At 61.7% G+C, this 12,686-nt stretch carries 13 protein-coding genes; 10 read left to right on the top strand and 3 right to left on the bottom strand.

Annotated elements, in window-relative coordinates:
• Positions 1 to 121: 121 nt before the first annotated feature.
• Both LQ788_RS19695 and LQ788_RS19690 read right to left on the bottom strand, forming a co-directional pair.
• On the bottom strand, positions 122 to 670 hold the full coding sequence (locus LQ788_RS19695) for a DUF488 domain-containing protein (RefSeq protein ID WP_231443985.1): 549 nt from the start codon (positions 668 to 670) through the stop codon (positions 122 to 124).
• On the bottom strand, positions 667 to 885 hold the full coding sequence (locus LQ788_RS19690) for a hypervirulence associated TUDOR domain-containing protein (RefSeq protein WP_231443983.1): 219 nt from the start codon (positions 883 to 885) through the stop codon (positions 667 to 669). The genes LQ788_RS19695 and LQ788_RS19690 overlap by 4 nt, the downstream gene beginning before the upstream one ends.
• Before the next feature lie 173 nt (positions 886 to 1,058).
• Between LQ788_RS19690 and LQ788_RS19685 the strand changes: the two genes are divergently transcribed.
• A complete protein-coding gene (locus tag LQ788_RS19685; protein WP_231443981.1) occupies positions 1,059 to 2,357 on the top strand; it encodes a DUF445 domain-containing protein in 1,299 nt (432 codons plus the stop codon).
• A 23-nt stretch (positions 2,358 to 2,380) separates the two neighbouring features.
• Here the strand turns inward: LQ788_RS19685 and LQ788_RS19680 are convergent, their stop codons facing one another.
• The gene (locus LQ788_RS19680) at positions 2,381 to 2,557 is read right to left on the bottom strand and encodes a hypothetical protein (RefSeq protein WP_231443979.1); all 177 of its coding nucleotides are present in this window, start codon (positions 2,555 to 2,557) and stop codon (positions 2,381 to 2,383) included.
• 48 nt (positions 2,558 to 2,605) lie between these two features.
• On the opposite strand from LQ788_RS19680, the gene LQ788_RS19675 reads away from it, so the two are divergent.
• The 9 genes from LQ788_RS19675 (at position 2,606) to LQ788_RS19635 (ending at position 12,659) form a co-directional block, all read left to right on the top strand.
• On the top strand, positions 2,606 to 3,460 hold the full coding sequence (locus tag LQ788_RS19675; protein ID WP_317207054.1) for an IclR family transcriptional regulator: 855 nt from the start codon (positions 2,606 to 2,608) through the stop codon (positions 3,458 to 3,460).
• A 156-nt stretch (positions 3,461 to 3,616) separates the two neighbouring features.
• Positions 3,617 to 4,894, top strand: a complete 1,278-nt coding sequence (locus tag LQ788_RS19670; RefSeq protein ID WP_231443977.1) for a cytochrome P450 — start codon at positions 3,617 to 3,619, stop codon at positions 4,892 to 4,894.
• A gap of 10 nt (positions 4,895 to 4,904) precedes the next feature.
• A complete protein-coding gene (locus tag LQ788_RS19665) occupies positions 4,905 to 5,978 on the top strand; it encodes a PEP/pyruvate-binding domain-containing protein (RefSeq protein ID WP_231443976.1) in 1,074 nt (357 codons plus the stop codon).
• A gap of 81 nt (positions 5,979 to 6,059) precedes the next feature.
• Positions 6,060 to 7,946: a PEP-utilizing enzyme gene (locus LQ788_RS19660; RefSeq protein WP_231443974.1), complete on the top strand. Its 1,887-nt coding sequence runs from the start codon at positions 6,060 to 6,062 to the stop codon at positions 7,944 to 7,946.
• Between the two features lies 1 nt (position 7,947).
• Positions 7,948 to 8,694, top strand: coding sequence for an SDR family NAD(P)-dependent oxidoreductase (locus tag LQ788_RS19655; protein ID WP_231443972.1), 747 nt, complete (start codon positions 7,948 to 7,950; stop codon positions 8,692 to 8,694).
• 15 nt (positions 8,695 to 8,709) lie between these two features.
• The gene (locus LQ788_RS19650; protein WP_231443971.1) at positions 8,710 to 9,030 is read left to right on the top strand and encodes a 2Fe-2S iron-sulfur cluster-binding protein; all 321 of its coding nucleotides are present in this window, start codon (positions 8,710 to 8,712) and stop codon (positions 9,028 to 9,030) included.
• 1 nt (position 9,031) lies between these two features.
• Positions 9,032 to 10,375 (top strand): NAD(P)/FAD-dependent oxidoreductase, encoded by a 1,344-nt coding sequence (locus tag LQ788_RS19645; protein WP_231443969.1) that lies wholly within the window; start codon positions 9,032 to 9,034, stop codon positions 10,373 to 10,375.
• Complete coding sequence (locus LQ788_RS19640) at positions 10,372 to 11,148, top strand: HD domain-containing protein (RefSeq protein ID WP_231443967.1); 777 nt, start codon at positions 10,372 to 10,374, stop codon at positions 11,146 to 11,148. The genes LQ788_RS19645 and LQ788_RS19640 overlap by 4 nt, the downstream gene beginning before the upstream one ends.
• A complete protein-coding gene (locus LQ788_RS19635) occupies positions 11,145 to 12,659 on the top strand; it encodes an aldehyde dehydrogenase family protein (RefSeq protein ID WP_231443965.1) in 1,515 nt (504 codons plus the stop codon). The genes LQ788_RS19640 and LQ788_RS19635 overlap by 4 nt, the downstream gene beginning before the upstream one ends.
• The last annotated feature ends 27 nt before the right edge of the window (positions 12,660 to 12,686 follow it).

Below are 12,686 nucleotides of genomic sequence, written 5' to 3'. Positions count from 1 at the left end.
TTGAGACCATTCACCAGAGCGACGGTGGGGCAGTTCAATGCGTGCGCCCTACATTCTGCTACCTACGAATCCACCGCCGCGCCCTACATTCTGTTGCCTACGGATCCTGTGTGGCACCCGACTAGTCGTTCGAGGCAGTTGCCGGGTAGGTGACACGTCTGTCCTTGTCGACGACTGCTCCTGAGCTGAGTTCGGCGGCAGAGGTCTGGTTCTTGCCCATGATGTGGGTGACTGGGTAGTCGTGGGCGAGCAGGTTGTCGGCGATGATGCGACGGTGGCAGCGCCACCACACCGCCTCTGAACACATGAGCACACAGCGGTTGCTCGCGCCCCACTCAAGCAGCTGCTCGAAATCGGTCCGGAACTCCTCGGTCAGGGCGTGATCGGCATAGTTGTGGAAGCTGCGGTTCTTCCACCACCCATTGACCTCGAAGTCGATGTCACGGTTCACCGGGCGTCTGCCGATCAGGCCCTCGAGCCGACGCGGGTCCGCTCCCACCTTGGCCAGGTCATCGACGAGAGTGTCCGCGTTGAACTGGGGATTCCTATTCGATCCGGGCAGCTTGCGGACGTCGACGACCACCTCGGCGGCATTGTCGGTAAGAAGGTCGATGAACTCCTCGAGGGGATGGTTCGAGTGACCGATGGTGAAGAACTGCGATCTGCTCACCTTTTGTCGATCCGGTGGAGAGTCGTGCCCTTGTGAGCGGCGATGTGATCGGTCTTGTCGCTTTTGATCTCGTACTGCGGTTCGTCCTTCGATGCCCGACGATTGTGGCCTTTGTACTCGAAATCCGAGGTGTGGACTTTCGTGATCGTGCCTGAGACCTCGCCGGCCTCCGAGTTCCACCCCACGTGATCGCCCACATTGAACGTCTCCGCCATGTCATCCTCCCGAAAGTCGTCGAATGTTGCCTCTTCCCATACAAACACGATGCGGCAATCGGCGACAGGGCGCAGACTCCATGACGCAGGTTCCCAGGCTCGGCACAGCCTGCCGATGCCCACGTCGGGCCGCTACTTCGCTAAAGTCGATGGCAGGCGAAGAAGGGGGAACGATGTCGATCGAGAAAGCACCATCCGTGCCGCGTTTCGGCGGTCCGAGCGAGCTGACGCCGGAGGACCAGGAACGGGCGCGGGGTCTGCGCAAGATGCGGACGCTGGCGCTGTCGCTGCTCGTTCTCGCCACCCTCATTTTTCTCTCGACCCACATCTTCACCGACAACACCGGGGTCTGGGGCTTCGTCTCCCGTGCTTCGGAGGCTGCGATGATCGGTGCGATTGCCGACTGGTTTGCCGTCACGGCACTTTTTCGCCACCCACTCGGGCTGCCGATTCCGCACACCGCGATCATTCCTCGCAAGAAGGACACCCTGGGCGCGAGCCTGTCCGCGTTCGTCGCCGCGAACTTCCTCCACGCCGAGGCGGTGTCGACGAAGATCCGGTCCGCTCAGGTCTCCCACCGTGCCGGTGAGTGGCTGAGCAAGTCCGCCAACCGGGACCTCGTCGTCGACCGTGCCGCCGGTGGGCTCGAATATGTGCTCGCCCGCATCGACGACGATTCCGTCGTGGCCCTGACCAAGAACGTCATCATTCCGCGCCTGGTCGCGACCCGTAAGACTCCGGTGCTGGCGCAGCTGCTGCGTCAGATCGTCCTCGACGGTGCGCATCACAAACTTGTCGACCTCATCGTCGCCGAGGCATACTCCTGGTTGGGCGACAACCCGCAGGTCATCGATGAGATCGTCCACAACCGGGCCCCGTCCTGGGTTCCCGACTTCGTCAACGAGCAGCTCTCCAACCGACTGCAGCGAGAGGTGCTCGGCTGGGTCGCCGACGTCCGCGACAACGAATACCACAAGGCACGACAGGCTCTCGACGCCTGGCTCGTCGATCTCTCCGACGACCTGAACTCCGACACTCCGCTGTCGGAGAAGGCCGAAGTCATCATCAACGACCTGCTCAGCCAATCCGGGGTCGTCGATTCGGTGCTCGAGATATGGACTTCACTCAAACAGCTGCTGCGCCAAGCCATCATCGATCCGAACGGCGAGGTCCGCGGACGTATCTCGGAGCTCATCGGAGAATTCGCTCAGCGACTGCAGAGCGACTCTGAGTTCGCAGCCAAGATCGACGATCGGATCGCCACCACAGCCGGAGACCTGGCAGAGAGTTTCGGCCCCGAGATCGCCAGCGTCATCTCCGACACGATCGAACGCTGGGATGCGAAGGAAGCTGCCGAGAGGATCGAGCTCTACGTCGGCCGGGATCTGCAGTACATCCGCATCAACGGCACAGTCATCGGTGCCCTGGTCGGCCTCGTCATCCATACGATCATCGTGCTGCTGCCCGGGTGATCGCAAGCGCGAAGATCAGGCGATCAGCTCGAGGCTGACTCAACCGGAATGCACAGTTCCGGAAGCAGGTTCGTCACCTGTGATCTGATCCAGTCGACTGCACCTGCCCGATCGGCGAGGAAGTCGCGCAGTGTGAGCTCGCAGTAGAACTCGGTCATACAGTTGACAGCGCGACCTCCGGTGACGGATATTGCGTTCATGCGAAGAAGCAGACAATACGTGAGCAGCAGTCAGTCTGTGAGCTGTCAGTGACTTCTCAGCCAGCAGGGCCCGTCAACACATCGGCGGCAAGGCCCCCGTCCCGTCCCGAGCCGAGCTCAGCAAGCGGTCGAACTGTCACTCACAAGGTGCTCAGCCTGCTCACGACATTCGAAGAGCCGAAGCGCAGCTTCACTCTCACTCAGTTGGCCGAATCGGCAGAGATTCCATTGAGCACAGCTCACCGCCTGACGAGCGAGCTGGTGGACTGGGGATTCCTCACCCGCACGGCACAAGGCCGATATCAGCTCGGTCTGCGCATCTGGGAGATGGGCCAGAATGTCGGACATCAGCTTCGCGAAACGGCTCAGCCTTTCATCCAGGATCTCTATTCCTTCACCGGCGAAACCTCGCAGCTGGCCATTCGCGATGGTCGTGAAGTGCTCTATATCGATCGTGTTTATGGGACGGAACGCGTGCCTCGCGCCTCTCGCGTCGGCGGTCGCCTGCCGATGCATTCGACAGCCGTCGGCAAGGTGCTCCTCGCCTTCGATGAAGCATGGGTTCGGGAAGCCTACCTGCAGCGACCGATGAAGCAGGTCGCACCGCGTACGGTTACCAACCCCGGAGTGCTGTCGAGACAGTTGGAAGCCATCTCAGAAGAAGGCTATGCCGCCACCGTCGAAGAGCAGCGCCTCGGCGCGTGTTCGATTGCAGTGCCGGTCTTTCATACAGGGCGCATCGGGGCTGCGCTCGGCCTCGTCGTCGCCTCGGAGAAAGCGTCAACATTGACGCGCCACCTGCCTGCGTTGCGCGGCATCAGCCAACGTCTCGAACAGGCGACGGCGCACATCCCACTCGAGACCTTGCTTGAGACACAGTTCGGCATTCACGGTCGGCGCTGAATTCCAGTCTCCCGTCGGCCATCGATTTCACATCCCAGAATGACCAGCGCCAGCGGAAGTCACTTCCATTCAACGGAAGTCTAATCATTGCCTCCAGCGTGCCAGCCAGTAGTGTGATCAGCACGTTCAACAGTGACCCCGCTCACAGGAGAGACAATGACTTTGGATTCGGCTCAGACCACCGGCGGCTGCCCCTACAGCGGCTCCGGAAACTCTGGCTCCTCGGACCACCACGGCTTCGAGCCCTTCGACATGAAGAACCCCTTCCCCTCTTACGCTCAGATGCGCAAAGAAGAGCCCGTGATGTTCGATGAGCGGGTCGGCTATTGGGTCGTCAGCCGCTATGACGACATCAAGGCCGTCTTCGACGACTGGGAGACCTTCTCCTCTGAAAATGCCCAGGCCCCCGTCCGCAAGCGCGGGCCTCAGGCCACGCAAATCATGAAGGACGGCGGATTCACCGCGTACTCCGGGCTTTCGGCTCGCGTTCCGCCCGAGCACACACGGATCCGCACGGTCGTCCAGAAGGCCTTCACACCTCGGCGATTCAAGGTTCTCGAACCGGAGATCCGTGACAATGTCATCTCCCGAATCGAGACGATGCTCGCTAGGCCAGACAAGGACGGTGAACTCGTCCGCGACCTCGCCTACGACATCCCGACGATCACCATTCTCACCCTAATCGGCGCCGACGTATCTCAGGTCGACACCTACAAGCGCTGGTCAGACTCCCGCGCGGCCATGACATGGGGCGACTTGAGTGATGAGGAACAGATTCCTCACGCTCACAACCTCGTCGAGTACTGGCAGGAATGCCTCCAGCTCGTCGCCGACGCGCACGAGAACGGCGGCGACAGCATGACAGCAGATCTTGTCCGCGCCCAGTCGGGAGGAGCGGAGATCACCGATCACGAGATCGCTTCGGTCCTCTACTCGCTTCTCTTCGCCGGCCACGAGACCACGACGACGCTCATCGGAAACTGCTTCCGGGTCCTTCTCAACCACCCGGCACAGTGGCAGGCCATCATCGATGATGAAAAGAAGATTCCGGCGGCTGTCGATGAGGTGCTGCGCTACTCGGGCTCGATCGTGGGCTGGCGCCGCAAGGCACTCAAAGACGCCGAGGTTGGAGGAGTGAGCATCAAAAAGGGCGAAGAGCTCCTGTTGCTCATGGGATCGGCCAACCGTGACGCAGACCGATTCGACGATGGCGAAGAGTTCGACATCGGTCGGTCCAACGCTCGTGAACATCTGTCGTTCGGGTTCGGCATCCACTACTGCTTGGGCAATATGCTCGCCAAGCTCCAGGCGAAGATCTGCTTCCAGGAGGTCACTCGACTGGCCCCGAACCTGCAACTCGTCGACCCGGAGACCATCGACTTCCGCAAGAACCTGTCATTTCGGGTCCCGATCTCCGTACCCGTGACTTGGTGAGAGGACCATCATGAACTATGTTCAGACATTCGACTCCACGATCGAACCTAAGCTGGAGAACCTCGGCGGTAAAGGAGCCTCACTGGTCACGATGACCACGGCTGGTATGCCCGTGCCTCCTGGATTCGTCGTGACCACGGCAGCCTTCGATGCCTTCCTCGCCGAATCCGGAATCGCCGATGAGATCAGCCGCGAGCTCGGCAACCTCAACTCCGAGAACGTCACAGAGGTCGACGAGGTATCCGCCCGGATCCGCGAGCGACTCACCAGCGCCGAGGTGCCCGAGAGCATCCGCACATCCACCCGAGAAGCCTACGACGGGCTCATCGCCCAATGCGGCGGCGAGGCGCCTGTGGCGGTGCGTTCATCCGCGACCGCCGAAGATCTGCCCGATGCCAGCTTTGCCGGGCAGCAGGACACCTACCTGTGGATCAACGGCTACGCCGAGGTGACCGATCACATCCGGCAGTGCTGGGCCTCGCTCTACACCTCCCGTGCAATCATCTACCGCCTGAAGAACTCGATTCCCGACGAGGGGCTGTCGATGGCTGTGGTGGTGCAGAAGATGGTCAATGCTCGCACCGCCGGCGTGGCGATCACGATGAATCCGTCCAACGGCGACCGCTCGAAGATCGCCATCGACGCCTCCTGGGGAGTCGGAGAGACAGTCGTCTCAGGACTCGTCACTCCCGACAACATCCTCATGGACAAGATCACACTGCAGGTCGTCACCGAACACATCGGCGATAAGCACATCGAACTCGTCCCTGCCGACGGAAGGCTGGCCGAAAAGGAAGTCAGCGCCGACCGCGCTGAAGTCAGATGCCTCAGCGACGACGAAGTCACCGCAGTGGCCAGCCTTGCCAAGGGTGCAGAGAAGCATTACAAGTGCCCGCAGGACATCGAGTGGGCCTTCGACCGTGATCTGCCGGACGGGGAGAACCTCCTCCTGCTGCAGTCCCGACCGGAGACAGTCCACTCCTCTGCAGAGAAGAAGGCTGAGGGAACAGCTGAGAAGAAGCCGACCACGGCTGGCTTCGACCTCGGTTCGATCACCGCGTCGCTGATGAAGTCCAACGGCTGACGCACCAGACGCGAAAGCCTCCTGAACCTGGAGTCCGGCCACTAACAACCCATGTATCTCGACAAACAATGGAGCAGAACAATGCCGATGAAGTCATTTCCACGTCCCTCTGACCTAGCTGTGCCGGCAGGCGCCGAAGGATGGGAGAAGATCTACCCCTACTACCTTGTATTCCAAGACGAGCTGAGAGACTTCGAGGACGAGAAGTTCTGGTTCTGCGACTCCCAGCACTGGCCCACCGCGTTCAAGCCCTTTGAGACCATCGGTGGAGAGTTCGCCGTCAAATGCCTGGGCCAGTACAACGCCCGGCACCTGATGATCCCCAACGCCAACGGCATCGACTTCCGTGTCCACCTCGGCTACCTCTACATGTCGCCGATCCCGGTCCCCGAGGAGCAGATCGAAGCCAGGTTGCCCGAGTTCCAGGCCCGCATCGGCCACTACTTCGCGAACTGGGACACCATGCTCGACCAGTGGCGAACCAAGGTCCGCGGCACGATCGACGAGTTGGAGTCCCTGCGTTTCGATCCGCTGCCGGAGATGGTGCCCATGGACGATATCGTCTCCGGCAAGGCCATGGACGGTTCGGAAGTCCTCATGGAGAACTACGACCGGCTGATCCAGCTGTGCTACCAGAACTGGCAGTACCATTTCGAGTTCCTCAACCTCGGCTACATCGCCTACCTCGACTTCTTCAACTACTGCAAGGAGATCTTCCCCGATATTCCCGACCAGTCGATCGCGACCATGGTCCAGGGCGTCGACATGGAGCTGTTCAAACCCGATGACGAGCTCAAGGAACTTGCCACACTTGCAGTCGAACTCGGCCTGCAGTCGAAGTTCGAGACCACCGATGATGCTGCACAGGTACTTGATGCCATCGCCTCTGCCGACGGCGGATCCCGCTGGCTGACCAGGTGGGAGGAAGCGCAGGATCCCTGGTTCAACTTCACCACCGGCAACGGCTTCTATGCCCACGACGTGTACTGGCGCGAAGAACTGTCAATTCCGCTCGGCTTCATCGCCGACTACATTCGCAGACTCGACGACGGACAGCAGATCATGCGCCCAACCGAGACTCTTATCGCGGAGAAGGACCGCATCGTGAGCGAATACCAGGACCTGCTCGACAGTGAAGCGCGCGAGGTCTTCGACGCCAAACGTCAGCTCGCCGCTACCGCCTACCCATATGTTGAAAACCACAACTTCTACATCGAGCACTGGACGATGGGCGTGTTCTGGCGCAAGGTCCGTGAACTCTCCCGGACACTGGTTCACCACGGTGTCTTCGAAGATGAGGGGGACCTGCTCTACCTCAATCGCAATGAGGTCCGTGACGTCATCTTCGACCTCGTCACCTCGTGGGGAGTCGGCGCCCCACAGGGACCGATCGCTCCCGCCCACTGGCCGCCGATCCTCAAAGAGCGCAAGGCGATCGTCTCGGCGCTGAAGACTGCACGCCCGCAGCCGGCGCTGAACACACCTCCGGAGTCGATCACCGAACCCTTCACCCGCATGCTGTGGGGAATCACCACCGAACAGGTCCAGTCCTGGCTCTCGGCCGACGATGAGGACAACGGTGGGCTCAAGGGCATGGCCGCCTCGCCCGGCGTTGTCGAAGGAACAGCTCGGGTGGTCATGGACGCCTCCCAGATCCACGAGGTCGAACAGGATGAGATCCTCGTCGCGCCCATCACCGCACCCAGCTGGGGTCCGATCTTCGGCAAGCTCAAGGCCACCGTCACCGACATCGGCGGCATGATGAGCCACGCTGCCATCGTCTGTCGCGAATATGCTCTGCCCGCTGTGACCGGCACCGGCAACGCCTCCACGAAGATCCGCACCGGTCAACGACTGCGTGTCGACGGCACCCGCGGCACCGTCGAAATCCTTGACGCTGAGGAAACCATCCCAGAAGTAGCAGGGCCCGGTGCCCACAGCCACGCCCACGCACCGGTGGGTGGCTGAGATGAGCGACTCACGCACGGTCCTCATCACCGGGGCCGCCGGTGGACTCGGCCGAGCCTTCGCCGAAGGATTTGCGGCAGGCGGAGACCGCGTGATCGTCGCCGATCGCAACATCGACGGCGCCGAAACGACGGCAGCGGCGCTGCGGGCCACCTCGGCGGAGGCACTGGCCGTGGAAGTCGACGTCACCTCGGCGGAATCGACGAAGGCAATGGCGACAACCGCTGCGGAGTTCGGAGACGGACGCATCGACGTCGTCATCAACAACGCAGCGATCTACGCCGGAATCACCCGTGCACCCTTCGAGGACATCAGTGAGGACGAATGGGACCTCGTGATGAACGTCAACCTCAAAGGCCCGTGGCAGGTGGCCAGGGCACTCAGCCCACACCTGCCTGAGGGCGGGCGGATGATCAATCTGTCGAGTGCAACGGTGATGTCCGGGTCAGCCAATTGGGCCCACTACGTCGCGTCGAAGGGCGGAGTCATCGCACTGACCCGGGTGCTCGCGAAGGAACTCGGGCAGCGTTCGATCACCGTCAACACGATCGCCCCAGGATTTACACTCACCGAGGCCAGCCTCGAACTCATGGACGACGCCGCGACCTATGGCGTCGACCGGGGTGCCATCAAACGATCCAGCCAACCCGACGACATCGTCGGCACGGCGCTGTTCCTCGCCTCGTCGACGGCCGGTTACATCACCGGTCAGACCATCGTCGTCGACGGCGGCCGCCAATTCATCTGATCAGGAGGAAGAACCATGCCGACAGTTCACTTCACCGACACCGAGGGCACCACCCGTGACATCGACGCGAACCCGGGCGACTCCGTGATGGAGACTGCTGTGCGCAACGGCGTACCCGGCATCGTCGCTGAATGCGGCGGATCCCTGTCCTGCGCCACCTGCCACGTCTTCGTCGCCGAGAACCAGCTCGACGAACTCGATGAGATGTCAGAGATGGAGGACGAGATGCTCTACGGAACCACCGAGGATCGCGAAGACAATTCGCGCCTGTCCTGCCAGCTCAAGATCACCGAGGACACCGATCTTCACGTGACCACCCCCGAAACGCAGGTCTGACATGTCCACAACACAAGAATCCACAACCGCCGAGGCGGCCGGCAGCACCGCCGCCACCGCCGCAGGTACGTCGACCACTCACACCGAGACAGGTATGCTCATCGTCGGCGCCTCCCAAGCGGGGGTGCAGCTGGCGATTTCCCTGCGGGGGACCGGATTCGAGGAGCCGATCACCCTCCTCGGCGAGGAGGACCATAGGCCGTATCAGCGTCCGGCACTGTCCAAGGAGTTCCTCCAAGGTAAGGTCGACAAGGAAAACCTCATCTTCCGGTCTGCCGAGTACTGGGACGAGCATGACATCACTCTGGTCAAGAATTCTCGGATCGAAAGAATAGAGAAGAAGCCGGACGGCTCTGGCACAGCACTTGCCACCGACGGCCAGGAGCACCCGTTCCTGCGGATCGCACTCGCTGTCGGCGCTCGTGCCAGGCCGCTCCAGGTACCCGGTGCAGATCTGACAGGTGTGAGCTATCTGCGCAGCGCCGATGACGCTCTCGACCTCAAAGGCCGCCTCGACGAGTTCACGGACGTCGTCGTCATCGGCGGCGGATTCATCGGTCTCGAGGTTGCCTGCTCACTACACGGAATGGGCAAGACCACGACCGTGCTCGAACATGGTTCCCGCCTCATCGGACGAGCTGTCGGCGAGGAGACTTCTGATTACTTCCTCAAAGCCCACCGGGAACGTGGAGTCGACATCGTCCTCAACTCCCGCGTCGAATCGCTCGTCGACTCGGGTAACGGCACGGTCTCCGGGGTCAAGCTCGAGGACGGAACCTTCGTCCCCGCACAGTTGGTCATCGTCGGCATCGGTGTCATCCCGAACACTGGATTGGCCGAACAGATGGGGCTCGAAGTCGACAACGGCATCGTCGTCGACGGTTATGCGCTCGCCTCCGACGGCTCAACGATCGCCGTCGGCGATGTCGCCAATATGCCCAACCCGCTGCCTGGTTCCCCTGAGGGTGAGCGGATCAGGCTTGAGAGCGTCAACAACGCGATCGAACACGCGAAGGTCGCCGCTTATTCCGTCTCAGGAAGACGAGAGGAATACGCCGGCATCCCCTGGTTCTGGTCAAACCAGGCCGATATGAAACTGCAGATCGCGGGACTGTCGATGGGGTTCGACTCGACCGTGGTCAGGAGAGTGGACGACAAAGGTAAGTTCACCGTGCTCTACTACCGCGAGGGGCAGATCATCGCCGCCGACTGCGTCAACACACCTTTGGACTTCATGGCCGTACGGGCGGCTCTGGGTAAGAACCAGCAGATTCCCGCCGAAGCCGCAGCCGATCCCGACGTCATGCTCAAATCGCTGGTCGTCGACAGAGAGGACACCCGATGAACAGCTCGACGAATACCTCTACGACTCCTAATCCACGCGATCAGAACTACGCCAAGTGGGCTCCAGCGGAATCCGCATCGGAGTTCGACTCGGATCCGCGGGCGAAGCAGTTCGCTGCGGACTACCCGATCCGTCCGGTCCCTGGTGAAGGGCAGACGGATACCGCGACGATCTGCGACACTCCGACCGCAGGCTTCGACGAGCTGTGGAAAGCCATCGAGCCTGAGACCAGAACGCGCGGAAACGACGTTCATCTGCCGGTCTCCACTGCTTATGCGGAGCGACTTTGCGCCGCCTATCCGCAAGCCGACCGGGAGCTTGTCATCGTCACGATCATGCTTCACGACACAGGTTGGGCTCATGTCGACGAGTCTCGCATCATCTCCGAAGGCTTCGCCGGTGACTGGCGCAAGGCCGGAATCCGCTACGAGCATGAGCGAGAAGGATGCCTTGTGGCGCGTCGGGTGCTACCCGAACTGGGATACTCAGACGACTTCATTGATCGGGTATGCGAGATCATCGACGGTCATGACACGAGACCCGTTGCCTTCAGCCTCGAAGACGCCTTAGTTCGCGATGCCGACAGGCTCTGGCGCTTCGACCGAGCAGGAATCGCGCTGTCGTCTTCGTGGTTCGGCATGGACATGGCCACCTACACTGATCGGCTCAAGTACGAGATCGTTCCCGAGCTCATCACCGCCCCTGCGGTTGCGATGGCACAGGAAGATCTGGCACGTCACCAGGCCCTGCTGCGCACAGAGGTGATCCGATGACTTCGCCAACTCAGGCGCAGGCGCCAACTCGACCCGAGGTCCTCGCACACTTGCCATACACTCACGTCGACGACCACTTCATCGGCGGCGCCTGGACCACTGCGAAAGACTCGACTCGTAACCCGGTGACCGATCCGGCGACGAACGAGCAGTGGGGTTCTGTTCCAGCAGCCACTGACGACGAGCTCGACCGGGCTGTCGGCGCCGCACGCGATGTCCTGCCCGAGTGGTCGGGCCTCCAAGCGGCGGATCGCGCCGAATTCCTGCTGCGCATCGCCGATGAGATCGAGGCGCGTGCCGAAGACCTGGCTCTGACGAACACAATGGAGAACGGCACTCCGATCACGGAGACACGAGGGGCAGCGGCGAATGCGGCCGGCATCTTCCGGCACTTCGCTTCCCTGGCCCACTGGCTCGATGATGAGGATGCGCGGGAGTTTCCTGTCGAGGACGGTTCGTATTCCGTTGTGCGTAAGGACCCGATCGGCGTATGCGCACTCATCGCGCCGTGGAACTTCCCCATCAACCTCGTCGTCGTCAAGCTCGCTCCCGCACTGCTGGCCGGGTGCAGCGTCGTCATCAAACCCGCCTCGGTGACGCCCTTGTCCATCCGCTTCATCATCGACGCGGTCGTTGCCGCCGGTGTCCCGTCTGGGGTAGTCAACCTCCTGACCGGACCGGGCCGATTCGGTGATGCTCTGGTCAAGCACTCGGCAATCGACAAGGTCGCCTTCACCGGATCGACCCCGGTCGGTCGGCGAATCGCCTCGGCGTGCGGAGAGTTGCTGCGTCCGGTGACCTTGGAACTGGGCGGCAAATCCTCGGCGATTGTGCTGCCCGATGCTGACCTCGCCGCCATGTCGAAGGTGCTCATCCGCTCTTGCATGCGCAACACCGGCCAGACCTGTTACATCTCCACCCGCATCATCGCCCCGGCCTCCCGCTATGAGGCAGTCGTCGAAGCAGTGGCCGAGACGATCGGCCAGGCACGGCAGGGCGATCCGCTCGACGATTCGACCGTATTCGGCCCGGTCGCCTCGGCGAACCAGTATGCGACCGTGATGGAGTACATCGACTCGGCACACACCCAGGGTGCTCGCGCACTCACCGGTGGTCAGGCGGCGACGATGAGTGGAGACCTGTCCACAGGCCAGTTCATCGAACCGACCGTCTTCGCCGAGGTGACCCCGGACATGCGGATCTCTGCGGAGGAGGTCTTCGGACCCGTCATCTCCATCCTGCGTTACGACGACTCGACTGATGTGCAGGAAGCCATCGACCTGGCCAACAACACGGAGTTCGGCCTTGGAGGCATCGTCTTCGGGACCGATGCGGAAAGGGCACAGGAGGTCGCCGAGCAGGTGGACTCAGGGTCGGTCGGCGTGAACTTCTTCGGTTCCAACCACAATGCCCCCTTCGGTGGCCGGCATGACTCGGGACTCGGTGTCGAGTACGGCATTGAGGGACTGAGTCAGTACATCAGCTACAAATCGATCCATCGGAAGGGCTGAATCGACCGTTCCGCCGACCCCACTCCA

It is taken from the genome of Brevibacterium zhoupengii, assembly GCF_021117425.1.
GTDB lineage: Bacteria > Actinomycetota > Actinomycetes > Actinomycetales > Brevibacteriaceae > Brevibacterium > Brevibacterium zhoupengii.
This window is presented reverse-complemented; position numbering and strand designations above follow the sequence as displayed.

Coding starts and splice junctions, on each gene's coding strand:
- LQ788_RS19690 (WP_231443983.1), bottom strand. CDS start 885: ATGGCGGAGACGTTCAATGTGGGCGATCACGTGGGGTGGAACTCGGAG.
- LQ788_RS19635 (WP_231443965.1), top strand. CDS start 11,145: ATGACTTCGCCAACTCAGGCGCAGGCGCCAACTCGACCCGAGGTCCTC.
- LQ788_RS19655 (WP_231443972.1), top strand. CDS start 7,948: ATGAGCGACTCACGCACGGTCCTCATCACCGGGGCCGCCGGTGGACTC.
- LQ788_RS19665 (WP_231443976.1), top strand. CDS start 4,905: ATGAACTATGTTCAGACATTCGACTCCACGATCGAACCTAAGCTGGAG.
- LQ788_RS19640 (WP_231443967.1), top strand. CDS start 10,372: ATGAACAGCTCGACGAATACCTCTACGACTCCTAATCCACGCGATCAG.
- LQ788_RS19645 (WP_231443969.1), top strand. CDS start 9,032: ATGTCCACAACACAAGAATCCACAACCGCCGAGGCGGCCGGCAGCACC.
- LQ788_RS19685 (WP_231443981.1), top strand. CDS start 1,059: ATGTCGATCGAGAAAGCACCATCCGTGCCGCGTTTCGGCGGTCCGAGC.
- LQ788_RS19670 (WP_231443977.1), top strand. CDS start 3,617: ATGACTTTGGATTCGGCTCAGACCACCGGCGGCTGCCCCTACAGCGGC.
- LQ788_RS19660 (WP_231443974.1), top strand. CDS start 6,060: ATGCCGATGAAGTCATTTCCACGTCCCTCTGACCTAGCTGTGCCGGCA.
- LQ788_RS19680 (WP_231443979.1), bottom strand. CDS start 2,557: ATGAACGCAATATCCGTCACCGGAGGTCGCGCTGTCAACTGTATGACC.
- LQ788_RS19650 (WP_231443971.1), top strand. CDS start 8,710: ATGCCGACAGTTCACTTCACCGACACCGAGGGCACCACCCGTGACATC.